The following is a 23,390-nucleotide window of genomic DNA, read 5'->3' on the forward strand; positions in this document are numbered from 1 at the left end:
GCCGTCGTGGTTGTTGCTAGGAGCCCCCGATGAACGCGGTCCTCATCGCCCTCCTGGTGCTGCCGCTGCTCGGCGCCGCGCTCACCCTGGCCCCGGCGTTCGGCGCGGACCCGGCCGCCGCCGACCGCCGCGCGCTGCGCTTCAGCACCGTGGTGACCGGCGCCGTCCTGGTGCTCACCGTCGTCCTGGCGGCCGGCTTCGACCACGACGAGCCCGCCCGGATGCAGGCCACCACCGACGTGTCCTGGATCCCGGCCATCGGCGTGCGCTTCCACCTCGGCGTGGACGGCGTCTCGCTGCCGCTGATCGTCCTGACCTCGCTGCTCACCTTCCTCTGCGCGCTGTACTCGGAGCGGCGGCTGCCCTCCGGGGAGGGAGTCCCGTCCGCGCGGGCCTTCGTCGGGCTGTTCCTCCTCCTCGAAGTCGGCATGCTCGCCACCTTCGCGGTGCTGGACCTCCTGCTCTTCTTCCTGGCCTTCGAGATCGTGCTGATCCCGATGTACTTCCTGATCGCCCGCTGGGGCAGCGGGGCGAAGGTGCCGGCCGCCAACCGCTTCATCCTGTACACGCTGCTCGGCTCGGCCGTGATGCTGCTCGGCTTCCTGCTGGTCGGCGGCAAGGCGGGCACCTTCGACATGCAGGCCCTCGCCGCCGCCCACGGCTCCGGCCTGAGCCACTCCACCCAGGTGATCGCCGCGCTGGCGATCATGGTCGGGCTCGCGGTCAAGGCCCCCGCCTGGCCGCTGCACAGCTGGCTCCCGGACGCGCACACGGCGGCCCCGACCGTCGGCTCCGTGCTGCTCGCCGGCGTGCTGCTGAAGATGGGCACCTACGGCCTGGTCCGCGTCCTCCTCCCGGTCGTCCCCGACGGCACCACGACGCTCGCCCCCTACCTGGGCGCGTTCGCCGCCGTCGGCATCGTCTACGGCTCGCTGGCCTGCCTCGCGCTCGCGCGGCGCGGGGCCAAGGGCGACCTCAAGCGCCTGATCGCCTATTCCTCCGTCGGTCACATGGGCTTCGTCCTGCTGGGCATCGCCTCCCTCACCCCGGTCGGCGTCAACGGCGCGCTGTTCGCCAACATCGCGCACGGTCTGATCACCGGCCTGCTGTTCTTCGTCGTCGGGGCGCTCAAGGACCGCTACGGCACGGCGGACCTCGACACCCTCTCCGGCACCACCGGCGCCGCCCTCTACGGACGGGCGCCCCGGCTGGGCGCGCTGCTCGCCTTCGCCGCCGTCGCCAGCCTCGGCCTGCCCGGGCTGGCCGGCTTCTGGGGCGAGCTGCTCGCGATGTTCGGCGCGTTCGACCCGGCCGACGGCCTCTCGCGCCCCGCGTTCGTCACTTACATGGTCCTGGCCGGTCTCGGCACCCTCCTCACCGCCGCGTACCTGCTGATCGTGGTCAGGCGCGTCTGCATGGGCGACCCGAAGCAGCCCGCCCCGGTGGCCGAGCTCGCCGATCTGCGCCCGTACGAGGCCGTCAGCTGGACTCCGCTGGCCGCCCTCACCCTGCTCGCCGGTCTCTGGCCCGCGCTGCTGCTCGGCCTCTCCGACCCCGCCGTCAAACACCTCCTCGGGGGTGGCTGATCATGCTCGGCACCGCACTCGGACCTCACTCCACGGGGCAGACCACTGTGACCTCCCTCGCCGTCGCCAACCCGGGCAGCCTGATCCAGTCCGTGGACTGGGTGGCGATCGCGCCCCCGCTGATCGCCGCCGCGGCCGCCCTCGCCGTACTGGTCACCGACCTCTTCCTGCCCGCGCGGCACAAGAAGTGGCTGGGCCGGCTCACCGCCGCCGGACTCGCCCTCGCGCTCATCTCGCTCCTCCCGCTCACCGGGGGATCACCCCGGGCCACGTTCTGTGCACAGAACGTAACAGGAGCCACTGACAACGCCGGCTGCTCCTACGTCGCCGACCACTTCGCGCTGGTCTTCCAGCTGCTCGCGCTCGGCGGCGCGTTGATCGCCGCGCTGCTGTCCGCGCACACCGTGGAGGACGAGAAGCTGCCCGGCGGCGAGTACTGGTTCCTGCTGCTCTCCAGCGCCACCGGTGCCGCCCTGCTGCCCGCCTCCCGCGACCTCGCCACCCTGGTGATCGCCCTGGAGGTCGCCTCGCTGCCCGCCTTCGCCCTGGTCGCGCTGCGCCGGGACGGCCGGGGTGCCGAGGCCGCGCTGAAGTTCTTCGTCTCCTCCGTCACCGCGACCGCCGTGATGCTGCTCGGCGTCGGCTTCGTCTACGCGGCGAGCGGCAGCCTGCACCTGGGCGCCGTCGCCACCGGCCTGGAGCAGGCGCCCGCGCAGCTGAAGCCGCTGGCCGAGGCGGGCGCCGTGCTCACCCTGGTCGGCTTCGCCTTCAAGGTTGCCGCCGTCCCGTTCCACTTCTGGGTCCCGGACACCTACACCGGCGCCCCGCTGCCGGTGGCCGGCTACCTCTCGGTGGTCGGCAAGGCGGCCGGTCTGGCCGGTCTGGCGCTGGCCACCACGATCGCCTTCCGCCCCTACGCCCACACCTGGGGCCTGACGCTCGCGGTGCTGGCCGCCGTCACCATGACGGTCGGCAACGTGGGCGCGCTGCGCCAGCGCTTCGACACCCGTCACAGCGCGGTCCGGCTGCTCGCCTGGTCCTCGGTGGGCCAGGCCGGCTACCTGCTGGTGCCGCTGGCCGCGGCCGGCTACGCGCCCACCGTGACCGACCCGCTGGGCGCCACCGCCGCGTACGCGCTGATCTACGGCGTGGTCAACCTCGGCGCCTTCGGCGTGGTGGCGGCGGTCGGCCGCAGGGCCGGGACCAGCGTGGACGACTTCCGCGGTCTGTTCGCCCGCAACCGCTGGACGGCACTGGCGCTGGCCTTCTTCCTGCTCTGCCTGGCCGGACTGCCCCCGGGCGTGATCGGCCTGTTCGGCAAGGTGGTGGTGTTCCGCGCCGCCGTCGACGCCGGGCTGGGCTGGCTGGCCGTGGTGATGGCCGTCAATGTGGTCGTCGCCCTGTACTACTACCTGCTCTGGACCGCCCGGCTGTTCGCCCCGGCGGAGGGGGCCGCGGTCGGGACCCCGGCCCACGAGCGACGCCTGCCGGTGTCGCTGAGCGCCACCCTGGGGCTCACCGCCTCGGCGGCCGTGGTGCTCTCGGTGGCCCCGCAACTGGTGCTCCAGGTGGTGGGCGGCTCGCTGTTCTGACCCCCCTCCCGCCCCCCGCCCCGGACGTGTGCCGAGGTGGCGGGCGGTGCGGGTGCGTCACCCGGTCGGGTGTCGCGCTGGTCACAAGGGAACAAGGCCCCCGGCCCCGCCCGTTGAGCGGGCAGGAGGGACGAGGCAGAAAGGGCTTCCCCACGCACCATTGGAGGGCCGGCCGTGCACCGCCCGCACAACGGACTGAGGACCGCCGCCCTGCTCGGCGGCCTCTCGGCGCTGATCCTGGTGATCGGCAGCTTCTTCGGCCGCACGGGCTTCGTGATCGCCCTGCTGGTCGCCCTCGGCACCAACGCCTACGCCTACTGGAACAGCGACAAGCTCGCGCTGCGCGCCATGCGCGCCCGCCCGGTGAGCGAGATCGAGGCCCCGCAGCTCTACCGGATCGTCCGCGAGCTCTCGACCGCGGCCCGCCAGCCGATGCCCCGGCTCTACATCTCGCCGACCCCGGCCCCGAACGCCTTCGCCACCGGCCGCAACCCGCGCAACGCCGCGGTCTGCTGTACCGACGGCATCCTGCAGCTGCTCGACGAGCGGGAGCTGCGCGGCGTCCTGGGCCACGAGCTGAGCCACGTCTACAACCGCGACATCCTGATCTCCTCGGTGGCGGGGGCGCTCGCCTCGGTGGTGATGTTCCTGGTCAACTTCGCCTGGCTGATCCCGTTCGGCCGCAGCGAGGACGACGACGGCCCCGGCCTGTTCGGGATGCTCGCGATCATGATCCTCGGCCCGGTCGCTGCCTCGCTGATCCAGCTGGCCGTCAGCCGCTCCCGCGAGTACCAGGCCGACGCCGACGGCGCCCGGATCACCGGCGACCCGCTCGCCCTGGCGAGCGCGCTGCGCAAGCTGGACGCCGGCACCCGGCAGCTGCCGCTGCCGCCGGAGCCGCAGATCCAGACCGCCAGCCACATGATGATCGCCAGCCCGTTCCGGCCGGGCGAGGCCGGTACGAAGCTCTTCTCCACCCATCCGCCGATGGCCGAGCGGATCGCCCGGCTGGAGCGGATGGCCGGTTACCGGGGTTAGGCCCCGCCCCTGGGAGCGCGGGGCCCGTCGTCAGCCCGCGACCTCCTCGAAGGCCAGTCGCAGGCGGTGCACGCCCTCCGCCACCTGGGCGGAGCTCTCCGCGGCCGCGTAGCTCAGCCGCAGGTGCGGGGCCGGTGGCTCGGCGGCGTGGTACGGGCGGCCCGGGGTCACCTGGACGCCGGCCCGCAGGGCGGCCTCGGTGAGGGCGCCGTCGTCGACGCCGTCCGGGAGCCGCAGCCACAGGTGGTAGCCCCCGGGCCGGTAGTCGCCGAGCAGGCCCGGCAGCTCGCGGTGCAGGGCGGTGACGGCGGCGGTGCGGCGGTCGCGCAGCTCGCTGCCGAGGGTGCGCAGATGGCGGGCCCAGCCGGGGTCGGCGACCAGCTCCAGCGTCGCCTCCTGCAGTGGCCTGGGCACGAAGAAGGTGTCCACCACCTGGGTCGCCCGCAGCCGGGCGAGCGCCGGCCCGCGCGCGGTGAGCGCGCCGACCCGCAGGTTGGGGGAGGCGGCCTTGGTCAGCGAGCGCAGGTGCACCACCACCCCGTCGCGGTCCTCGGCGGCGAGCGGGCGCGGCAGCGCGGGGGCGTCCGCGTGGACCAGCAGCCGGGAGAAGTCGTCCTCGACCACGAACGCGCCCGCCGCCCGGGCGATCCGCAGCACCTCGCCCCGGCGTTCGGGGGAGAGCACCGCGCCGGTCGGGTTCTGGAACAGCGGCTGGCAGACGAAGACCCGTGCCCGGGTGGCCGCGAAGGCGTCCGCCAGCAGGTCGGTGCGCACCCCGTCGGCGTCCACCGGCACCGGGACGGGCCGCAGCCCGGCTGCCCGGACGACCGCCAGGATCCCCGAGTACGTCGGCGACTCCACCAGGACCGGCGCGCCGGGCGCGGCGAGCGAGCGCATCGCCACGGTGAGGCCGCCCTGCCCGCCGGAGGTGATCAGCACGTCCCCGGTGGCGATCGGCCCGCCGGGGCCGCCGATGTCGCGGGCGAACCAGCCGCGCAGCTCGGTGAGGCCGTCGGTGGGCGGGCGTTCCCAGGCGCCCGGCCGCCGCCCGGCCCGGCCGAGGGCGGCGGCGAGCAGACGCTCGGGCAGCAGCGAGGCGTGCGGGTAGCCGCTGTTGAGGTCGACGACGTCGGGCGGCGGCACGCGCAGGGTGGCGAACACCGGGGCGGCCAGCAGATCGCGCGGGCCGCTGTCGGTGCTGAGCGCGATCTCCTGCCAGGAGAGGTCGCCGGGACGGGCGGCGGCGGGCGTTCCGATGCCCGGACCGCCCGCGAAGGCCGCCGCCCGGAACACGCCGGCGCCCGGGCGGGAGACCACCAGGCCCTCGGCGGCCAGCACGGCGATGGCGCGCGACACCGTTCCCGGGCTGACCTGGTGGCGTTCCATCAGCGCCCGGCTCGACGGCAGCTTCCGTCCTTCAGGGTAGCGCTCGACCTCGCGACGCAGGCTGTCGGCAAGTTCGGCCACACTGCTACGCTCGTTCATGAGAGCACAAGATAGCGCTACCCCCTCTCCGGCGGTAGCGGTACGACCCGCCACGGCGCCCGCCGCCTCGGGGGGCCGGGCGCCGCACTGGCCGCCCTGGGCGTCCTCTCCTTCTCCTTCAGCTTCCCCGCCACCGCCTGGGCGCTGACCGGCTTCGGCCCCTGGACGGCCACCGGGCTGCGCGGCGCGCTGGCCGGCCTGCTCGCCGCGCTCTGCCTCGCCGCCGCCCGCGTCCCGCTGCCCGAGCGCCGCCACTGGCCCGGTCTGCTGGTGGTCTCGGCCGGCTGCGTGCTCGGCTTCCCGCTGCTCAGCACGCTGGCCCTGCGCACCTCCACGACCGCGCACTCGGCCGTCGTCATCGGTCTGCTGCCGTTGGCCACCGCCGCCGTCGCGGCCCTGCGCTCCCGCCGCGACGGCCGCCGCCCGTCCCGGCTGTTCTGGGGCGCGGCGCTGGCCGGGGCGGTCGCGGTGCTCGGGTTCACGCTGCTGCGGAGTCACGGGCGGCCCGGCCTCGCCGAGCTCTACCTGTTCGCGGCGCTGCTGGTCTGCGCGGCCGGGTACGCGGAGGGCGGGCGGATCTCCCGGGAGCTGCCCGGCTGGCAGGTGATCGGCTGGGCGGTGGTCGCCGCGCTGCCGGTGACCGCGCTGACCGCGGCCGTGGCGCTGGCTTCCGAGCCGCTGCCGTCCGGTGGCCCCGGGGCGAAGGCGGTGGCCGGGCTGCTGTACACGGCCGCGGTCTCGCAGTTCGGCGGGTTCGTGGTCTGGTACCGGGGGATGGCGCTGATCGGGGTCCCGCGGGCGAGTCAGCTCCAGCTGGCCCAGCCGCTGGTCACGCTCGTCTGGTCGGTGCTGCTGCTCGGCGAGGAGCTGCCGGCCGCCGCCCCGGTAACGGCGGTGGTGGTGCTGCTCTGCATCGCGCTCACCCAGCGGGACCGGGCCTGACGCGGCGCCTCCGTACGCGGCGCCGCCCGGTCCCGTACGCGGTACGGGGCCGGACGGCGACGGCGGGGATCAGTGGCCGGCCTCCCTGGGCCGGTAGACGCAGAGGGCCCAGATGATGAAGACGTCCAGCGCGATCGCCACGATCGACCAGCCCGGGTAGTACGGCATCGACAGGAACGCGTCGATGGCGCTCACCGCGGTGAGGACGATACCGGCGTACCGCGCCCAGGCGGCGCCCTTGAGGAGGAAGGCGCCGACCAGCGCGACCAGCGCGCCGACGACGATGTGGATCCAGCCCCAGCCGGTGAGGTCGAAGCGGAAGACGTAGCGGTTGGTGGTCAGGAAGACCTCGTCCTCGTGGACCGCCATGATGCCCCGCAGCACCTCCATGACGCCGTTGATCAGCATCAGGACACCCGCGAACACCACGAAGCCGGGCGCCCACTCGCGGAAGCGGTGGTGCGAGGGAGGCGGTGGCGGCTGGCCGGTGCCGTGGCGCCAGGGCGGGGGCTGGTCCACCCGGGGCTGGTCCACCCCGGGCTGGTCCACCCGGGGCTGTTCCGGGGGCGGTTGGCCGGGCGGCGGGGGCGACGTGCTGCTCATGGGTTCCTCCAGGACCGGACGCCGGGGCCGGACAGGCACTCCCGGACAGGTGTGCGGAGAGACGTGCGGACTTCGACCGTCCGATCCCGGCCGGGGCCGGGCAACCGGGCCGCGCCTGTTCGGGTGATCGCCCGCTGTTCGGGTGAGCCGCCGCGCGCGCCCCCGCGTGCCCCCGTCCGCCGCGCCCGTCGGGCCGGTACAGGTGGTCCGACCCCTGCCCCGGACCCGGAAGGCGCAGCGCGTGACTTTCCTGCCGCAGGACACCGTGGAGCAGCCGCCCCCGTACCCGTCACGCCCGACCTGGTCGCAACGCCGCCGCGCCGCCCGCCGTCGGCGGGGCGGGGCCCTGGTCGGCTGGCTCACCACCACCGACCACAAGCGGATCGGCACCCTCTACATCACCACCTCCTTCGTGTTCTTCCTGTTCGGAGGGCTGATGGCGATGCTGATGCGGATCGAGCTGGCCCGCCCCGGGCTGCAACTGCTCTCCAACGAGCAGTTCAACCAGCTCTTCACCATGCACGGCACGATCATGCTGCTGATGTTCGCGACCCCGCTGTTCGCCGGCTTCGCCAACTGGATCATGCCGCTGCAGCTCGGCGCCCCCGACGTCGCCTTCCCCCGGCTGAACGCGCTCGCCTACTGGCTGTACCTGTTCGGCTCGCTGATCGTCGTCTTCGGCTTCCTCACCCCGGACGGCGCGGCCGACTTCGGCTGGTTCGCCTATGCGCCGCTGAACGGCCCGGACCACTCGCCGGGCCTCGGCGCCGACCTGTGGATCATGGGCCTGGCCCTCTCCGGCTTCGGCACCATCATGGGCTCGGTCAACTTCATCACCACGATCGTCTGCTTCCGGGCTCCCGGGATGACGCTCTTCCGGATGCCGATCTTCGTCTGGAACATCCTGCTGACCGCCGTCCTGGTGCTCTTCGCCTTCCCGGTGCTGGCGGCCGCGCTGCTCTGCCTGGAGTCGGACCGCCGCTTCGGCTCGCACGTCTTCGACGCGGCCAACGGCGGGGCGCTGCTCTGGCAGCACCTGTTCTGGTTCTTCGGGCACCCGGAGGTCTACATCATCGCGCTGCCGTTCTTCGGCATCGTCACCGAGATCATCCCGGTGTTCAGCCGCAAGCCGATCTTCGGTTACACCGGCCTGATCGGCGCGACCATCGGCATCACCGGCCTGTCGATCACCGTCTGGGCGCACCACATGTTCGTCACGGGGCAGGTGCTGCTGCCGTTCTTCTCGATCATGACGATGATGATCGCGGTGCCCACCGGGGTGAAGTTCTTCAACTGGATCGGCACCATGTGGCGGGGCTCGCTCAGCTTCGAGACGCCGATGCTGTGGGCCGTCGGCTTCCTGGTCACCTTCCTGTTCGGCGGCCTCACCGGGGTGCTGCTCGCCGCGCCGCCGATCGACTTCCACGTCTCCGACTCGTACTTCGTCGTCGCGCACTTCCACTACGTGGTGTTCGGGACGGTGGTCTTCGCGATGTTCGCCGGCTTCCACTTCTGGTGGCCCAAGTTCACCGGCCGGATGCTCGACGAGCGGCTGGGCCGGATCCACTTCTGGACCCTCTTCGTCGGCTTCCACACCACCTTCCTCGTCCAGCACTGGCTCGGCGCCGAGGGCATGCCCCGCCGCTACGCCGACTACCTCGCCTCGGACGGCTTCACCACGCTCAACACCGTCTCCAGCATCGGCTCGTTCCTGCTCGGGATCTCCACCCTGCCGTTCCTCTACAACGTCTGGCACACCGCCCGGTACGGGCGGCGGGTCACCGTCGACGACCCGTGGGGCTACGGCCGCTCCCTGGAGTGGGCCACCTCCTGCCCGCCGCCCCGGCACAACTTCGTCACGCTGCCCAGGGTCCGGTCCGAGTCGCCCGCCTTCGACCTCCACCACCCCGAGATCACCGAGATCGACCGGCGGCAGAACGCCCGCGCACCACACGTCTGATTCCGGGTCCTTTACCTTCTCGTTAGGATGACCGGCATGGCAGAGGACACCAACGCCCAGCTGGCCGGCGACCCGCGGGCCCGGCGGCGCGGCCAGGGCGAACTGGAGGCGCAGGTGCTGGCCGTGCTCCAGCGGGCGCCCGTCCCCGTCACCGCGGGCTGGGTCCAGGAACGCCTCGACGGCGACCTCGCCTACACCACCGTGATGACCATCCTCTCCCGGCTGCACGCCAAGGACGCCGTCACCCGCACCCGCTCCGGCCGCTCCTACCTCTGGCAGGCCTCCTCGGACGCGGCCGGCCTCGCCGCCCTGCGGATGCGCCGCGTCCTCGACGGCGAACCCGACCGGGACGCCGTGCTCGCCAGCTTCGTGACCGCGCTCCTCCCGCACGACGAGGAGCTGCTGCGCACCCTGCTCGACGGCGCCTGCGCCCCGGCCGCCGACCGCGAAGGCTGACCCCCTCACCGTGGGCGTCTTCGTCTTCCTTCCCCTCTTCCTGCCGCTGACGGCGCTGCCCATCGCCCGCCTCACCGAGCAGCACCTCCACCCGCGCGGCGCCGCCCGGCTGCTCACCGCGATCAGCATCGTGATGGCCCTGTGCAGCGCGGTCTGCCTGGCGCTGATCGGCGTCGTCGGCACCGCGCAGATCCCCGGCAACCCGCTGCCCGACAGCTGGTCCGACCCCGAGGTCCGGGCCGCTCTGCCGTACCACGAGACCGTCGGCACGGCGGCGCTGCTCGCCCTCGGCGCCGTCCTGTTCGCGGTCGGCCGCACCCTCGTCCGCCACCTGCGGATCCGTGCCCGCGCCCGGCGCGCCCTCGGCCGCGCGCTGCCCGGCTCGTCCGACGTCGTCCTGCTGCCCGACCCGGCCCCGTACGCCTACGCGCTCCCCGGCTCGTTGCGCTCGCCCGGCCGGGTCGTCGTCTCCACCGGCATGCTGGCCGGCCTCGCCGAGGACGAGCGCGCCGCTCTGCTCGCCCACGAACGCGCCCACCTCACCCACCGGCACCACCGCCACCTGCTGGCCACCCAGCTCGCGGGCTGCGTCAACCCGTTCCTGCGCCCGCTGGAGCGCGCCGTCGCCTACAGCGCGGAGCGCTGGGCGGACGAGGAGTCCGCGCAGGCCGTCGGCGACCGGCGGGTCACCGCCCGCGCGGTCGCCCGCGCCGCGCTCGCCTCCCACCGCCCGCCCGCCGCCTACGCGGCCTTCCCCGCCTTCGCCGCCCCGGGCCCCGTCCCCCGCCGCGTCGCCGCCCTCCTCGGCCCCGTCCCCACCACCCGCAACTGGCCCCCCGCCCACACCCCCGCCGGCCTCGCCGCCCTCGTCGCCGCCCTCGGCACCGCCGCCTCCGCCCTCTCCGCCCTCAACGCCGCCGTGGCCCTCCTCCTCGTCCTCAAGGCCGTCACGCCGCTCTGACTCCCGCTGCTTCCTCCGTTCAGCGGAAGGCCCTCCTCCGTAAGGATGGGAGGGACCCGGAGCGGTCCCTGAACCCGGTCGCCCAGGGGAGTGGACACATGGACCGGCGGGAATCGGCTGGTCGTAGGGGTGAACCGTCGTACGTGAGAAGGTGCCAGGCATGAAGGTGATCGGGTTCGTACTGAATGTGCTCTGGCTGGTCTTCTGCGGGTTCTGGATGGCGATCGGTTATGTGGTCGCCGGCATCATCTGCTGCGTTCTGATCATCACCATCCCCTTCGGCATCGCGTCCTTCCGGCTGGCGGGGTTCGTGATCTGGCCGTTCGGGCGGACGGCCGTCGAGCGGCCGGATGCCGGGGCGCCGTCGTGCGTCGGGAATGTGATCTGGCTGATCTTCGCGGGGTGGTGGCTGGCGCTGATGCACCTGATCACCAGCATTCCGCTGTTCCTGTCGATCATCGGGATCCCGTTCGGGTGGGCGAACCTCAAGCTCATCCCGGTGTCGCTGACGCCGCTGGGGCGGGAGATCGTGCCGACGGACGAGCCGTGGGGCGGCCGGTAGGGGGAAGTGGAGAAGGGCCGACGGGTGTTCCCGTCGGCCCTTCGGCGTGCTCAGGCGGTGGCGAGGTCGGTCAGGGTGGTGCGGGCGGTGGTGAGGGAGGTGGTGGCGAGGTCGCGGTAGGGGGTGAGGGCGGGGATGTCGGCGGCGCGGGTGAGTTCGGCGTGGATGAAGCGGAGGTTGGCGTCCGGGATGCCGAGGTGTTCGGTGAACCAGGCGCGCAGGTACGGGGTCTGGAAGTCGAAGGGCTCGCGCGGGGTGCCGGGGCCGTAGCCGCCGCCGCGGGCGGTGACGACGATGACGCGGGTGGCGGTGAGGCGGCCGGTGTGGGCGCCGGGGAAGGTGATGCGGTCGATCCAGGCCTTGAGGGCGGCGGGGACCGTGAAGTTGTACATCGGGACGCCGAGGAGGAGCGTGTCGGCCGAGTGGAGCTCGGTGATCAGGGGGTGGGTGAGGGACCACTCCTGGTGCTCGGAAGGGGTCGTGGCGAAGGAAAGGACGTCGGTGAGGGGGACCGGGGCGCCCTGGCGCTCGACGCGCACGCCGAGGGAGGCGTAGCCGGCGCCGATGAGGGGCACCGGGTCGGCGGCGAGGTCGTGGTAGCGGTAGTGGGCGTCGGGGTGGCGGGCCCGCCAGGCGTGGGCGAAGCGGGCGGTCAGGCGGCGGCTGACGGAGTGGTCGGTCGGACTCGCGCTGGAGTCCAGGTGGAGCAGGGTGGGCATGAGGGGTCTCCCGGTCACCTTCGAGGGGTGGGCATCGTCAATCCCGTGACGCGGGTGCGGACGGAAAGGTGACCGATGGACGGGCGCGAGGAACTGGCGGTGCGGTTCGAGGCCGAGCGGGCGCGGCTGGGGGCGGTGGCGCGGCGGATGCTGGGGTCGACGGCGGAGGCGGAGGACGCCGTGCAGGAGGCCTGGTTGCGGCTGGAGCGGGTGGACGCGGCGGAGGTCGAGAACCTGCCGGGGTGGCTGACCACCGTCGTGTCGCGGATCTGCCTGGACGTGCTGCGGGCGCGGCGGACCGAGCCGGTGCTGGTCGAGCGGGTGGTGGACGGGCCCGAGGCGGAGGCCGAGCTGGTCGACGAGGTGGGCCGGGCGATGCTGGTCGTACTGGACCGGCTGGGCCCGGCCGAGCGGGTCGCGTTTGTGCTGCACGACGGGTTCGCGGTGCCGTTCGAGGAGATCGGGCCGATCGTCGGGCGGAACACGGTGGCCGCCAAGAAGCTGGCGAGCCGGGCCAGGCAGCGGGTCAGGGGCGCCGGGGAGGAGCGGGGGACGGGGGACCGGGTGGTGGTGGAGGCGTTCCTGGCCGCCGCGCGCGGGGGTGACCTGGACGCCCTGCTCGCCGTGCTCGCGCCGGACGTGGTGCGCCGGGCCGACCCGGCCGCGCTGCCCGCCGGTGGCACCGCCGTGCTGCGCGGCGCCGGGGCGGTGGCTCGGGAGACCCGGGTGATCGGGCGGCGGGCGCGGTTCGGGGTGCCGGTGCTGGTGGACGGCGCGGTCGGGGCGGCGATCGCCCCGGACGGGCGGCTGCGGCTGCTGCTGCGGTTCACCGTCGCGGACGGCCGGGTGGCCGCCTTCGAGGTGGTCGCGGACCCGGCCCGGCTGGCCGCGGCGGACGTCACGCTCGCGGACGAGGCCCGCTAGCGCGGCTCGTCGGCGAGCTGGACGATCATCTTGCCGGTGTTGGCGCCGCGGAGCATGCCGAGGAAGGCGTCCACGACGTTCTCGAAGCCCCGGACGACCGTCTCGTCCGAGGCGACGGCGCCGGACCGCAGGTGCGGGACGAGGAAGTCGTACAGCTCGGGGCGGGCGTCGAGGTGGTTGCGGACCAGGAAGCCCTCCAGCCGCAGGCTCTTGCCGACCACGTCGAACAGGTTGCGCGGCGCGGGCGGCGGCGACTGCAGGTGGTTGTACTGGGCGACCGCGCCGCACCAGGCGATCCGGCCGTGGTCGCGCAGCGCGCCGATGGCGGCCTCCAGGTGGTCGCCGCCGACGTTGTCGAGGTAGACGTGCAGGCCGTCCGGGGCGGCCTCGCGCAGGCGGTCGGCGAGCGGGGCGTCGTGGTGGTCGAAGGCGGCGTCGAAGCCGAGGCGCTCGGTGAGGTGGGCGACCTTGGCGGCGGATCCGGCGCTGCCGACGATCCGGCCGGCTCCGAGCAGGCGGGCGATCCGGCCGGCCGCGGTGCCGACGCCGCCCGCGGCCGCCGAGATGAAGATCGTCTCGTCGGCCCGCAGCCGGGCGATCCGGGTCAGGCCGACCCAGGCGGAGAGCCCGGTGCCGCCGAGGATGCCGAGGTGGGCGCTGAGCGGCACGCCCGCGAAGTCCGGCAGGACGGTGGCCTCGTCCGGGGTGACCACGGACAGGGTGCGCCAGGCCCGGCGGTGGTGGACCAGGGTGCCGACGGGCAGGGCGGGCGTCCGGGACTCCACGATCCGGCCCAGGGTGCGGCCCTCCAGCGGGGCGTGCAGCTGCCAGCCGCCGGACTCGTCCATATCCTCGCGCATGTACGGGTCGACGGACTGGTGGATGTTCTCGACCAGTGCCTCACCGGCGGCCGGCGGCGGGACGGTCTCGTCGAGGAAGGCGAAGTTGTCGGGCGTGGGCTCGCCGGTGGGGCGGGAGACCAGGTGGACGACGCGGGCGGTGGGGCGGGACACGGGGGCTCCAGACGGTGTCGGGTGTCGGTGGACGGTGATGATCACCGTAGGGAGCGGGGCCCGGCCCGGGCAGGGGGCGGCGTCGATGGGTGGGGACGTTCCATGAAGGGGATCGATGGATCCGGTAGCGTCACCCGCATGACCGATCTCGCCCCGCACGAGCTGCGGGTTCTGGTCGCGGTGGCGGAGGAGCGGGGGTTCACGGCGGCCGCCGCGCGCCTGGACAGCAGTCAGTCCGCCGTCTCGCACGCCGTGCGCGCCTGCGAACGGAAGCTCGGCGCGGTGCTGTTCGAGCGCGGGCGCCACGGCGCGCGCCCCACCGAGGCGGGCGAGCGGGCTGTCGCGTACGCCCGGCGGGTCCTGCGGCTGTTGGCGGCGATGGGCCCGGAGGTCCGGGCGGCCGGGGCGGGGGACGCGGCCGGGGAGGTGACCGGCGTGCTGCGGATCGCCGCGTTCCGCAGCGTCGCCGCCCACCTGCTGCCGCCCGTCCTGGCCCGGCTGACCGCCCGTCACCCGGGGCTCACCCCACAGGTGCGGATCGTCCGCGAGCTCGGCCGGGGCACCGCCGGTGAGGTCGCCGACGGCCGGGCCGACCTGGGCCTCGCCACCCTCGACCCGGACGCGCCGCCGCCCGTCCCCGGTCTGGTCGCGGCCCGCCTGTTCGAGGAGACGTACGCGCTCGCGCACCCGGCCGGCCACCCGGTGCCGCGCGGGCTGCCGCTGGTCGACTGGGACGAGAACTGCGGCTCGTACACCCGGGACTGGTGGGACCGGCAGGACTGGATCCCGCCGTCGACCATCGACGTCGAGGACGACACGGTGGCCGTCTCCCTGGTGTCCCAGGGCCTGGGGATGGCGATCATGCCCCGGACGGCGCTGCTCGGCGCGCCCGCCGGGCTGGCGGTCACCGACCTCGGGCCGCGGCCGCCGAGCCGGTACGTCGGGTACGTGACCACGCCGGAGCTGGCGGGGACGGCCGCAGTCCGGGCGCTGATCCGGGAGCTGCGGGAGCTGCGCGCACAGGTGCTGCCGGAGGGCCTGGCGGCGGTCTGACGCGGGAAGCGGCGGCGGCCTCAGCGCGCGGCCTCAGCGCGCGGCGGCGGTGACCGGCCGGGAGCGCAGCGCCCAGGCGGCGGCCGGGGCGGCGCACCCGGCGGCGAGCAGCAGCGCGCCGCCGGCCACCACGGCGACCGGACGCCAGGGGAGAACGAGCGGCGCGGGCACCCGGAGCACCGCCAGCGCGGCGTATGTCGAGCCGAGCTGGACGGCCGTGACCGCGCAGCCGAGCACCGCGCCGACCGCCGTCACCAGCACCGATTCGGCCGTCACCAGGCGCACCACCTGGGCGCGGGTCGCTCCGGCCAGGCGGAGCAGGGCGAGTTCGCGGCGGCGGTCGGCGGTGGCCATGAGCAGGGTGCCGGCGAGCGCGATGCCGGTGTAGACGAGGGCCAGTCCGAGCACCAGGGCGATCCGCAGCCAGGCCGTCCCGGTGGGTGCCCCGGCGGTGAGCCACTCCTCCCGGGTCAGCACGGTGGCGCCGTACGGCCGGGCGGCGGCGCGCACATCGGCGACCCGGGCGGTCACCCGGCCGGCGTCGGCGTCGCCGGTGGCGAAGGAAGAGAACCGGACCTCGATGCGGTCGACGCGGGCGCCCGGGGCGTTGGCGGCGGTCACGTACAGGCCGTTGTCGCCGAGCCCGTCGCGCAGCACGGCGGCCACCCGCAGGGTCGTCCGGCTGCCGTCGGCGCGCACCACCGGGACGCGCTCGCCGACACGCGTGCGCCCCCACTCGGCGGGCAGCACCAGCGAGCCGTCGTCGAGCGCGGCCGTCGAGCCGGCCAGCAGCGGCAGTCGGGCGAGGGCGGCCAGACCCGCCGGGTCGGCGGTCATCCGGGCCTCGGCGCGGACGGTCACCCCGTCCGGCTCGACCAGGCCGAGCGCGGTCGGCGCGGTGGCGGAGAGCGCGGCCACGCCCCGGACGGCGCGCAGCGCGCCGAGCAGCGCGTCCCCGGACCCGGGCGCCGGTACGACGACCAGGTCGGCGGCGGTGCGGGCCCGCGTCTCGGCGGCGCGGGCGGCGGCCACCGTGTCCAGCGCGCCCGCCAGCGAACCGGTCAGCGCGACCGAGACCAGCACCGGTGCGGCGACCGCGCCCGTCCGGCGGACCGCCGCGGCGGCGCCGGCGGGCACCAGACGGCCCGCGGAGCCGGTGAGCCGCAGGGGCACGACGCGGCCCAGGAGGCGGACCAGCGGCGGGGCGAGCAGCGGTGAGAGCAGGCCGACCGCCGAGATCAGCCACATCGGCTGGGTGGTGTACGTCTTGCGGTGCAGCAGGTCGACCGGGTCGGTGGCGAGCGCGGTGCCGGCCAGGACGGCGGCGGTGAGCAGCAGCCCGAGCCCGGTGAGCAGGCGGCCCGCGGTCAGCACGCCGGTGTCGAGGTCGGCCGTGCGCAGGGCGTCCAGCGGTCCGACCCGCCCGGCCCGGCGGGCGGCGACGGCGACACCGGCGAGGGCGACCAGCAGACCGGTGCCGAACGCGGCGGGCAGCGGCCAGCCGGCGGGGGCGAGGGGGAAGCCGGGCGGGGCCATCCCGACGTCGGACAGCCACCGGACGAACGCGGGCGCACCGAGCCGGCCGAGCAGACAGCCCGCGGCGGAGGCGGCCGCGCCGAGCAGCAGCGCCTCGGCGAGCACGGAACGGCGGACCTGCGCGCGGGTGGCGCCGGCGAGGCGGAGCAGGCCGAGTTCGCGGCGGCGCCGGGCGACGGCGTAGGAGTAGGTGGAGGCGACGACGAACGCCGAGACGAACGCGCTCACCCCGCCCGCCGTGCCGAGCGCGGCGACCAGCGAGACCAGCTCCTCCCCGCCGGGGGCACCCGCGGCGGAGGCGAGACCGAGCAGCATGACGGCGGTCATCGCGACGCCGAGCGCGAGCGCGACGAAGGCGCCGAGCAGCGAGACCTGGCGGGCCTTCAGTGATGTGAGCGCGATCCGCAGCATTCCCATGGCCACCAGCGAACCGCCGGGGCGAGGGTCGGCGCGGCAGGCCGGGGGCCACTCCGGAAGGTAGGGCAGGCCCTACCGCCGGGCCGCCGCCGCGACCCTAGGCTGGCCGGGACGGGGGAGGGGCGCGATGGACGACGGCGGCTGGTGGGGTCCGGTGCTGCGGCCGGGGTTCCTGCGCTCGGCGGCCCCGTGGCGGGCGGCCGGGTACCTGCTGGTGACCGGGCTGACCGGGCTGGTGCTCTGTGCCGGGCTGCTGCTGTCGGTGGCAGCCGGCGGGGCGCTCGCGATGCTGCTGGTCGGGCTGCCGCTGCTGGCCGCGCTCGCCCTGGTCGGACTGCCGGTCGCGGCCTGGGAGCGGCGGCTGGCCCGGTTCCTGGACGGCGGACGGGTGCCGGACCCGCACCGCGTCCCCGACCGCCCCGGCCTCGCCGCCTGGCTGCGGCTGCGCTACCGCGAGCGGGTGACCTGGCGGGAGCTGGGCTTCACCGCGCTCGCCGCGTTCGTGCTCTGGCCGGTCGACCTGGCCGTGGCCGGCTGCGCGCTGGCCGTCCCCGGTTACCTGCTGGCCGCCCTCCCGCTGCTCCTGCTGGACGGCGAGCAGGTCAACGTCCTCAAGCTCTGGGAGGTCCACTCGCCGTGGACGGCGGCCCTGTGCGGGCTGGCCGGCCTCGTCCTGCTGCCGCTGGCCGGCTACCCGCCGGCGCTGGTGGCGGCCGCCCGGGCGGGACTGGTCCGGCTGCTGCTCGGGCCGGACCGGCAGGAGCGGCGGATCGGTGAACTCGTGCGCTCCCGGGCCCGGTTGGTGGACGCCTTCGAGGCGGAGCGGCGCCGGATCGAGCGCGATCTGCACGACGGCGCCCAACAGCGCCTGGTCGCCCTGCGGATGACGCTCGGTCTGGCCCGGCTGGACGTGCCGCCGGACGGGCCGCTGGCCGCCCGGCTCGCCGAAGCGCACCGCGAGGCGGGCGACGTGCTGGCCGGGCTGCGGGAGTTGATCAACGGCATCCACCCCCAGGTGCTCACCGACCGCGGCCTGCCGGAGGCCTGCGCGGACGCCGCCGACCGCTCGCCGGTCCCGGTCGCCACCCGCTTCGCGCTGCCCGCCCGGCTCCCGGCACCGGTCGAGTCGGCCGGCTACTTCGCCGTCACCGAGGCCCTCGCGAATGTCGCCAAGCACAGCGGCGCGAGCGCGGCGAGCGTCGAAGGCCGGTACGCGGACGGGCGGTTGACGATCGAGGTGACCGACGACGGCCGCGGCGGCGCCGACCCGGGGCGCGGCACCGGGCTGACCGGGCTGGCCGACCGGGTCGCGGTCGTGGACGGCACACTGACGGTCAGCAGTCCGCCCGGCGGACCGACCCTGGTGCGGGTGGAGATCCCCTGCGCCCCGGCCGGCGGAGGAGCCCCCCGATGAACCCGTGGACCGCCCCGGCGGACCAGCAGGCCGCCCCGACGGACCCGCGGACCGCCCCGGCGAACCTGAGGATCGTGCTCGCCGAGGACGGCGTGCTGCTCCGCGAGGGGCTGGTCGGCCTGCTGGCCCGGTTCGGGCACCGGGTGGTGGCCGCCGTCGGCGACGCCGGGGCACTGCGGGCGGCGGCCGAGGAGCACGAGCCGGACCTCGTCGTCACCGACGTCCGGATGCCGCCGGGCCAGACCGACGAGGGGCTGCGCACGGCCGTCGCCCTGCGCGAGCGGCGCCCGGGCCTGCCGGTCCTCGTACTCAGCCAGTACGTGCAGCGCTCGTACGCGGCGGAGCTGCTGGACTCCGGGGACGGCTCCGGCGTCGGCTACCTGCTGAAGGACCGGATCGGCCAGATCGAGGAGTTCACGGCGGCGGTCGCCGAGGTGGCGGCCGGCGGGACGGTGGTCGACCCGGAGGTGGTCCGCCAGTTGCTGCGCCGCCGCCGGGACCCGCTGGAGCGGCTGACCCCGCGCGAGCGCGAGGTGCTGGCGCTGATGGCCGAGGGCCGGTCGAACGCGGCGATCTGCCGGGAGCTGGTGGTGTCGGAGGCGGCGGTGGGCAAGCACATCGGCAACATCCTGATGAAGCTGGACCTGCCCCCGGCCGAGCAGACGCACCGCCGGGTGCTGGCGGTGCTGGAGTTCCTCCGTGCTTAGTCGCCGACCGCCGCGCGGAGCCCGGCGAACTCCGCCGCCAGCGCGTCAAGGGTGTAGTGGGCGTTGAGGCCGCTGGGGTTGGGCAGCACCCAGACCTCGGTGTCCCCGACGGTCTGCTCCTGGCGCCCGGTCGACGCCGTGCGCCGGCCGAAGGCCGTGCGGTAGGCGCCGATGCCGAGCACCGCCAGCACCCGGGGGCGCAGCCGCAGCACCCGTTCGGTGAGGGCGGCGCCGCCCGCGCGCAGCTCGTCGGCGGTCAGCTCGTCGGCCTTGGCCGTGGCGCGCGGGGCGACGTTGGTGATGCCGAGGCCGAGGTCCAGCAGTTGCCGCTGCTCGTCCGGGCGGAACTGGCGGGGCGTGAAGCCGGAGCGGTGCAGGGCGGGCCAGAACCGGTTGCCCGGGCGCGCGAAGTGATGGCCGGTGGCCCCGGACCAGAGCCCGGGGTTGATGCCGCAGAACAGGACGCGCAGACCGGGGGCGGTGACGTCCTCGATCGTGGTGTCGCGGGCGGCGAGCAACTGCTCGGCGGTCGGCCTGGGTGCCGTGGTCGGCTTCTCGGTCACCGGTCCAGTGTGCCGCCGGACGCCGTCGCCCCCGCGGTCACCCCCGCCTCCGGGGCCGCGGCCGCCGGGGCCCCGGCGACCACCGGGGCGGCCGTCGGCACGGCCACCGCCGCCGGGCTCGCCGCCAGCGACCTGGTCCGCCGCCGCTCCCGCAGCCACCGCACGCCGTACACCGCCGCCGCCGCGTACGCCCAGCCGACGAAGACGTCCACCAGGAAGTGCTCCGCGCCGTACACCAGCGCGAAGGTCATCGCCAGCGGGTACGCGACCAGCAGCACCCGCACCCACCGCGAGGCCGTCGGCCAGAAGAAGAACAGCAGCATCGCCGGGTACGCCGAGTGCAGCGAGGGCATCGCGGCGACGTCGTTGGCGAACTGGCTGCCGTTCTCGAACACCGAAGCGGCCCGCGGCAGCCCGCTCTCGGTGAGCACGTCCGAGACGACCCGGGTCAGTTCCGGCAGGTGGCCCTCCTGGGAGGACAGCCACGGCGGCACCGCCGGGTAGAGGATGTACGTCGCGAAGCCGGCGAAGGTCAGCACCAGGTAGCAGGTGAGCAGGTGCCGGAACCGGTCGTGCCGGCGGCGCCACAGCACCGCGAGGATCATGAAGACCGCGAAGAAGTGCGACATGTAGACGGTGACCGCCGCGTAGTCCCACCACTGCGGCGAGCCGGGCGTGTAGAGCCCGTGCTGGAGCCGGACGGTCAGCGTCTCGCCGAAGCCGATGATCTCGTCGGCGCGCTGCTGCGGCCACAGGTACGGGCCCCAGGGGGTGTGCGCGCCGTAGCCGCGCAGCAGCGAGTACGTCCAGACGACGGCCATCACCGGCACCCAGTCGCGCAGCACCAGCAGGAAGCCGCGCAGGCCGTGCCCGCTGTGCACACCGGCGGCCACCAGGGCGCCCATCAGCCACAGGAAGACCAGGTCATTGGTGTACGGCAGACCGTAGGTGCGCAGGTACCACAGCAGGGCGGCGAGGTAGAGCGGCCACGCCAGCAGCCGGAGCCGGGCCAGGGCGCCGGTGCGCGCGCCGGTCCGGGAGCCGGTCGCCGGACGCAGCCGCCCGGCGCTCGCGGGCGGGGTGGGCGGCGCCGGGCGGAGCATTCTGGTCATGCCGGTCGAAGCTAGCAAGGCATTCTTGGAGAACTCTCGGTGTGGACGGCGGTCCGTTCAGGAAGGGCTCAGAATTGCCCCGGCCGGCGCAGCGAACACGGGCCGGGGCGGTGCGGAGGGTGACTCAGGACACGATGCCCAGCTCGTGCGGGGTGTTGTTGAACCGCCGTCCGCCCTGCTCGGTGACGGTCACGATGTCCTCGATCCGCACCCCGAAGCGGCCCGGCAGGTAGATGCCCGGCTCGATCGAGAAGCACATGCCCGGCACCAGCGGCCGCTCCTCGCCCTCGACCAGGTACGGCGGCTCGTGCGTGGTGATGCCGATGCCGTGGCCGGTGCGGTGGATGAAGTACGCGCCGTACCCGGCCTCGGTGATGACCCGTCGGGCGATCCGGTCGATCTCCTGGCAGCTCACCCCGGGCCGGACGGCCTCGAACGCGGTCTGCTGGGCCTGCCGGACGATGTCGTGGACCTTCTGCACCTCGGCCGGGACGTCGGTGCCGACGTGGACGGTGCGGGTGGTGTCCGAGCCGTAGCCGTCCTTGAGGCCGCCGAAGTCGAGCACGACGGTGTCGCCGGGCTCGATGACCCGGTCGCCGGCCTCGTGGTGCGGGTTGGCGCCGTTGGGACCGGAGCCGACCACGGTGAAGTCGACCTGGCTGTGGCCGTACTGGATGAGCAGGGCGGCGAGGTCGGCGGCGACGTCGGTCTCCCGGCGTCCGGCGAAGGAGACCTCCAGGATGCCCCGGTAGGCGGCGTCGGCGGCGCCGCCGGCCGCGGCGAGGCGCTCCAGCTCGTCCGGTCCCTTGACCGCGCGCAGCATCGGCAGGGTCGCGGTGAGCGAGGTCCAGCCGATGCCCGGCAGGGCGGACTGGAGGCCGAGCAGGTGCATCGCCCAGGCGCTGTCGGAGATGCCGTAGCGGCCGGAGCCGTCGATCAGCGGGACGGCCGCTGCGTACGGGTCCTGGCCGTCGGTCCAGTCGACCAGCCGGACGGCGGGGGCGCCGACGGCCTTCTCGGCGTCGGGGCGTTCCAGGACGGGGACGATCAGCGCGGGCTCGCGTCCGGCGGTGAGGACGAGGGCGGTGAGCCGTTCGGTGATCGCGGTGGGCTGGTAGCCGGTCAGGTGGACGAGGTCGGGGCCGGGGGCGACGACCAGGCCGGACAGTCCGGCGTCCGTGGCGGCGGCGGTGGCCCGCTCCAGGCGGGCGCGGTAGTCCTCGGTGGTGAACGGTCGGGGCATGTCGGGGTCTCCTGGTGCGCGGGAGCTCGGCGGAGGCAATGGCGGTGGCGGAGGCGGTGGCGGTGGCGGAGGCAATGGCGGCGGTGGCGGTGGCGGAGGCGTTGGCCGGGTGCGCGTCAACTGCATCACGGATGGCGCGAGTTGGCGTAGTGCCGGAGGAACAGCGCCTCGACGTGGGCCATCTGCTCGATCTCGCCGGGGTCCACGCTCTCGTTGGGCGCGTGGATGAGGCAGCGCGGCTCCTCGACGCCCATCAGGATGATCTCGGACTCGGGGAAGGTCGCGGCGAACACGTTGCAGAGCGGGATCGATCCGCCCTGGCCGAGGAAGGACAGCGGCCGGCCGTAGACCTCCTGTGCGGCCTTGTCGAGCGCCGCGTAGGCCGGCCCTCCGGTGGCCGCGCGGAACGGCGAGCCGACGCTCTCCGGCGTCACCTCGACGCGCACGCCCCACGGCGCGGCGGCCTTCAGGTGGGCGGTGAGCGCGGCCTGGGCGGTGCGCGCGTCGGTGCCGGGCGGGACGCGCAGCGAGACCCGGGCCCGGGCGGTGGCCGGGACGGCGGCGGCGGAGCCGATCACCGGCGGGCAGTCGATGCCGAGCACGGTGACGGCGGGCCGGGCCCAGAGCCGGTCGGCGACGGTGCCGGAGCCGGTCAGCCGGACGCCGTCCAGGACGCCCGCGTCGGCGCGGAACTGCTGCTCGTCGTAGCCGACGCCGCTCCAGGTGCCGTCGTTGTCCAGGCCGTCGATCCGGGTGCCGCCGTCGGCGTCGCGCAGCGCGTCGAGGGCCCGGATCAGCGCGGCCAGCGCGTCCGGGGCGGGGCCGCCGAACATGCCGGAGTGCATGTCGCCCTTGAGCGCGGAGACGGTGACCACGACGTTGGTGACGCCGCGCAGCGAGGTGGTGGCGGTGGGGACGCCGACCGCCGCGTTGCCGGTGTCGCAGACCAGCAGCGCGTCCGCGTGCAGCTCGCCGGCGTGCGGCGGCACATAGGCCTCCAGGCCGCCGGTGCCCTGTTCCTCCGAGCCCTCGACGACCAGCTTGAGGCCGACCGGCAGGTCCTCGCCGAGCGCCCGCAGCGCGGTGAGGTGCATGACGATGTTGCCCTTGCAGTCGGCGGCGCCGCGCCCGTACCAGCGGCCGTCGCGCTCGGTGAGCTCGAACGGCGGAGAGGTCCAGGCGTTGTCGTCGAGCGGGGGCTGAACGTCGTAGTGGGCGTAGAGCAGGACGGTCGGCGCGCCGGGCGGGGGCGGGCGGTGGCCGACCACGGCGTGGCTGCCGTCCGGGGTCTCCTCCAGGTGGACGTCGCGCAGTCCGGTGTCGGCGAAGGCGGCGGCGACCCACTCGGCGGCCCGGCGGCACTCCTCCGGCGGGTACTGGCGCGGGTCGGCGACGGAGGGGATGGCGACCAGCTCGGCCAGGTCGGCCCTGGCGCGCGGCATCAGGGCGGCGATCCGGCGGGCGAGTTCGTCGGTCATGGGGTGGGGCTCCCTTCCCGGGTCGG

21 protein-coding genes are annotated in these 23,390 nt (G+C 74.9%); 12 read left to right on the plus strand and 9 right to left on the minus strand.

The window, feature by feature from the left end:
* The first annotated feature begins 29 nt into the window (after nt 1–29).
* From ACFU9E_RS04770 to htpX, 3 genes are all read left to right on the plus strand, one after another.
* Entirely contained in the window at nt 30–1,586 is a 1,557-nt protein-coding gene (locus ACFU9E_RS04770) for a NuoM family protein (RefSeq protein ID WP_380683583.1), read from the plus strand.
* Between the two features lie 2 nt (nt 1,587–1,588).
* Nucleotides 1,589–3,178: an NADH-quinone oxidoreductase subunit N gene (locus ACFU9E_RS04775; RefSeq protein WP_380683584.1), complete on the plus strand. Its 1,590-nt coding sequence runs from the start codon at nt 1,589–1,591 to the stop codon at nt 3,176–3,178.
* Nucleotides 3,179–3,352: 174 nt separating this feature from the next.
* A complete protein-coding gene (gene htpX / locus ACFU9E_RS04780; RefSeq protein ID WP_380683585.1) occupies nt 3,353–4,216 on the plus strand; it encodes a zinc metalloprotease HtpX in 864 nt (287 codons plus the stop codon).
* 30 nt (nt 4,217–4,246) lie between these two features.
* On the opposite strand, the gene ACFU9E_RS04785 is transcribed toward htpX, so the two are convergent.
* Nucleotides 4,247–5,701: a PLP-dependent aminotransferase family protein gene (locus ACFU9E_RS04785; protein WP_380683586.1), complete on the minus strand. Its 1,455-nt coding sequence runs from the start codon at nt 5,699–5,701 to the stop codon at nt 4,247–4,249.
* Nucleotides 5,702–5,797: 96 nt separating this feature from the next.
* Between ACFU9E_RS04785 and ACFU9E_RS04790 the strand changes: the two genes are divergently transcribed.
* Nucleotides 5,798–6,643 (plus strand): DMT family transporter, encoded by an 846-nt coding sequence (locus ACFU9E_RS04790; RefSeq protein ID WP_380683591.1) that lies wholly within the window; start codon nt 5,798–5,800, stop codon nt 6,641–6,643.
* A 69-nt stretch (nt 6,644–6,712) separates the two neighbouring features.
* Here ACFU9E_RS04790 and ACFU9E_RS04795 read toward each other — a convergent pair whose 3' ends face one another.
* Complete coding sequence (locus ACFU9E_RS04795) at nt 6,713–7,246, minus strand: hypothetical protein (protein WP_380683587.1); 534 nt, start codon at nt 7,244–7,246, stop codon at nt 6,713–6,715.
* Between the two features lie 346 nt (nt 7,247–7,592).
* Here ACFU9E_RS04795 and ctaD point away from each other — a divergent pair, with 346 nt between their 5' ends.
* From ctaD to ACFU9E_RS04815, 4 genes are all read left to right on the plus strand, one after another.
* Nucleotides 7,593–9,206 carry a cytochrome c oxidase subunit I gene (gene ctaD / locus ACFU9E_RS04800; protein ID WP_380683592.1) on the plus strand — a complete coding sequence of 538 codons (1,614 nt, stop codon included), beginning with the start codon at nt 7,593–7,595 and terminating at the stop codon, nt 9,204–9,206.
* Nucleotides 9,207–9,242: 36 nt separating this feature from the next.
* On the plus strand, nt 9,243–9,662 hold the full coding sequence (locus tag ACFU9E_RS04805) for a BlaI/MecI/CopY family transcriptional regulator (RefSeq protein ID WP_380683588.1): 420 nt from the start codon (nt 9,243–9,245) through the stop codon (nt 9,660–9,662).
* 10 nt (nt 9,663–9,672) lie between these two features.
* A complete protein-coding gene (locus tag ACFU9E_RS04810; RefSeq protein WP_380683589.1) occupies nt 9,673–10,623 on the plus strand; it encodes a M48 family metalloprotease in 951 nt (316 codons plus the stop codon).
* Between the two features lie 160 nt (nt 10,624–10,783).
* A complete protein-coding gene (locus tag ACFU9E_RS04815; RefSeq protein ID WP_380683590.1) occupies nt 10,784–11,185 on the plus strand; it encodes a YccF domain-containing protein in 402 nt (133 codons plus the stop codon).
* 50 nt (nt 11,186–11,235) lie between these two features.
* On the opposite strand, the gene ACFU9E_RS04820 is transcribed toward ACFU9E_RS04815, so the two are convergent.
* Nucleotides 11,236–11,904: an FMN-dependent NADH-azoreductase gene (locus tag ACFU9E_RS04820; RefSeq protein ID WP_380682225.1), complete on the minus strand. Its 669-nt coding sequence runs from the start codon at nt 11,902–11,904 to the stop codon at nt 11,236–11,238.
* Nucleotides 11,905–11,979: 75 nt separating this feature from the next.
* Here ACFU9E_RS04820 and ACFU9E_RS04825 point away from each other — a divergent pair, with 75 nt between their 5' ends.
* Nucleotides 11,980–12,828, plus strand: a complete 849-nt coding sequence (locus ACFU9E_RS04825) for a sigma-70 family RNA polymerase sigma factor (RefSeq protein ID WP_380682226.1) — start codon at nt 11,980–11,982, stop codon at nt 12,826–12,828.
* Here ACFU9E_RS04825 and ACFU9E_RS04830 read toward each other — a convergent pair.
* On the minus strand, nt 12,825–13,841 hold the full coding sequence (locus ACFU9E_RS04830; RefSeq protein ID WP_380682227.1) for an NADP-dependent oxidoreductase: 1,017 nt from the start codon (nt 13,839–13,841) through the stop codon (nt 12,825–12,827). The genes ACFU9E_RS04825 and ACFU9E_RS04830 overlap by 4 nt on opposite strands.
* Nucleotides 13,842–13,979: 138 nt before the next feature.
* Between ACFU9E_RS04830 and ACFU9E_RS04835 the strand changes: the two genes are divergently transcribed.
* Entirely contained in the window at nt 13,980–14,894 is a 915-nt protein-coding gene (locus ACFU9E_RS04835; protein WP_380682228.1) for a LysR family transcriptional regulator, read from the plus strand.
* Between the two features lie 33 nt (nt 14,895–14,927).
* Here ACFU9E_RS04835 and ACFU9E_RS04840 read toward each other — a convergent pair whose 3' ends face one another.
* Entirely contained in the window at nt 14,928–16,847 is a 1,920-nt protein-coding gene (locus tag ACFU9E_RS04840) for an FtsX-like permease family protein (RefSeq protein WP_380682229.1), read from the minus strand.
* A 127-nt stretch (nt 16,848–16,974) separates the two neighbouring features.
* Between ACFU9E_RS04840 and ACFU9E_RS04845 the strand changes: the two genes are divergently transcribed.
* Both ACFU9E_RS04845 and ACFU9E_RS04850 read left to right on the plus strand, forming a co-directional pair.
* Nucleotides 16,975–18,261 (plus strand): sensor histidine kinase, encoded by a 1,287-nt coding sequence (locus ACFU9E_RS04845; RefSeq protein WP_380682230.1) that lies wholly within the window; start codon nt 16,975–16,977, stop codon nt 18,259–18,261.
* A gap of 74 nt (nt 18,262–18,335) precedes the next feature.
* Nucleotides 18,336–18,968: a response regulator gene (locus ACFU9E_RS04850; RefSeq protein WP_380682243.1), complete on the plus strand. Its 633-nt coding sequence runs from the start codon at nt 18,336–18,338 to the stop codon at nt 18,966–18,968.
* Here ACFU9E_RS04850 and mug read toward each other — a convergent pair.
* The 4 genes from mug to ACFU9E_RS04870 all read right to left on the minus strand — a co-directional run bounded on the left by mug (nt 18,965) and on the right by ACFU9E_RS04870 (nt 23,364).
* Nucleotides 18,965–19,531, minus strand: a complete 567-nt coding sequence (gene mug, locus ACFU9E_RS04855; protein ID WP_380682231.1) for a G/U mismatch-specific DNA glycosylase — start codon at nt 19,529–19,531, stop codon at nt 18,965–18,967. The two genes, ACFU9E_RS04850 and mug, sit on opposite strands and share 4 nt — an antisense overlap.
* Entirely contained in the window at nt 19,528–20,643 is a 1,116-nt protein-coding gene (locus tag ACFU9E_RS04860; RefSeq protein WP_380682232.1) for a phosphatase PAP2 family protein, read from the minus strand. The genes mug and ACFU9E_RS04860 overlap by 4 nt, the downstream gene beginning before the upstream one ends.
* Before the next feature lie 124 nt (nt 20,644–20,767).
* A complete protein-coding gene (locus tag ACFU9E_RS04865) occupies nt 20,768–21,886 on the minus strand; it encodes an aminopeptidase P family protein (RefSeq protein ID WP_380682233.1) in 1,119 nt (372 codons plus the stop codon).
* A 125-nt stretch (nt 21,887–22,011) separates the two neighbouring features.
* A complete protein-coding gene (locus tag ACFU9E_RS04870) occupies nt 22,012–23,364 on the minus strand; it encodes a dipeptidase (protein ID WP_380682234.1) in 1,353 nt (450 codons plus the stop codon).
* Nucleotides 23,365–23,390: the final 26 nt, after the last annotated feature.

The organism is Kitasatospora sp. NPDC057595, assembly GCF_042800875.1.
Classification (GTDB): Bacteria; Actinomycetota; Actinomycetes; order Streptomycetales; family Streptomycetaceae; genus Kitasatospora.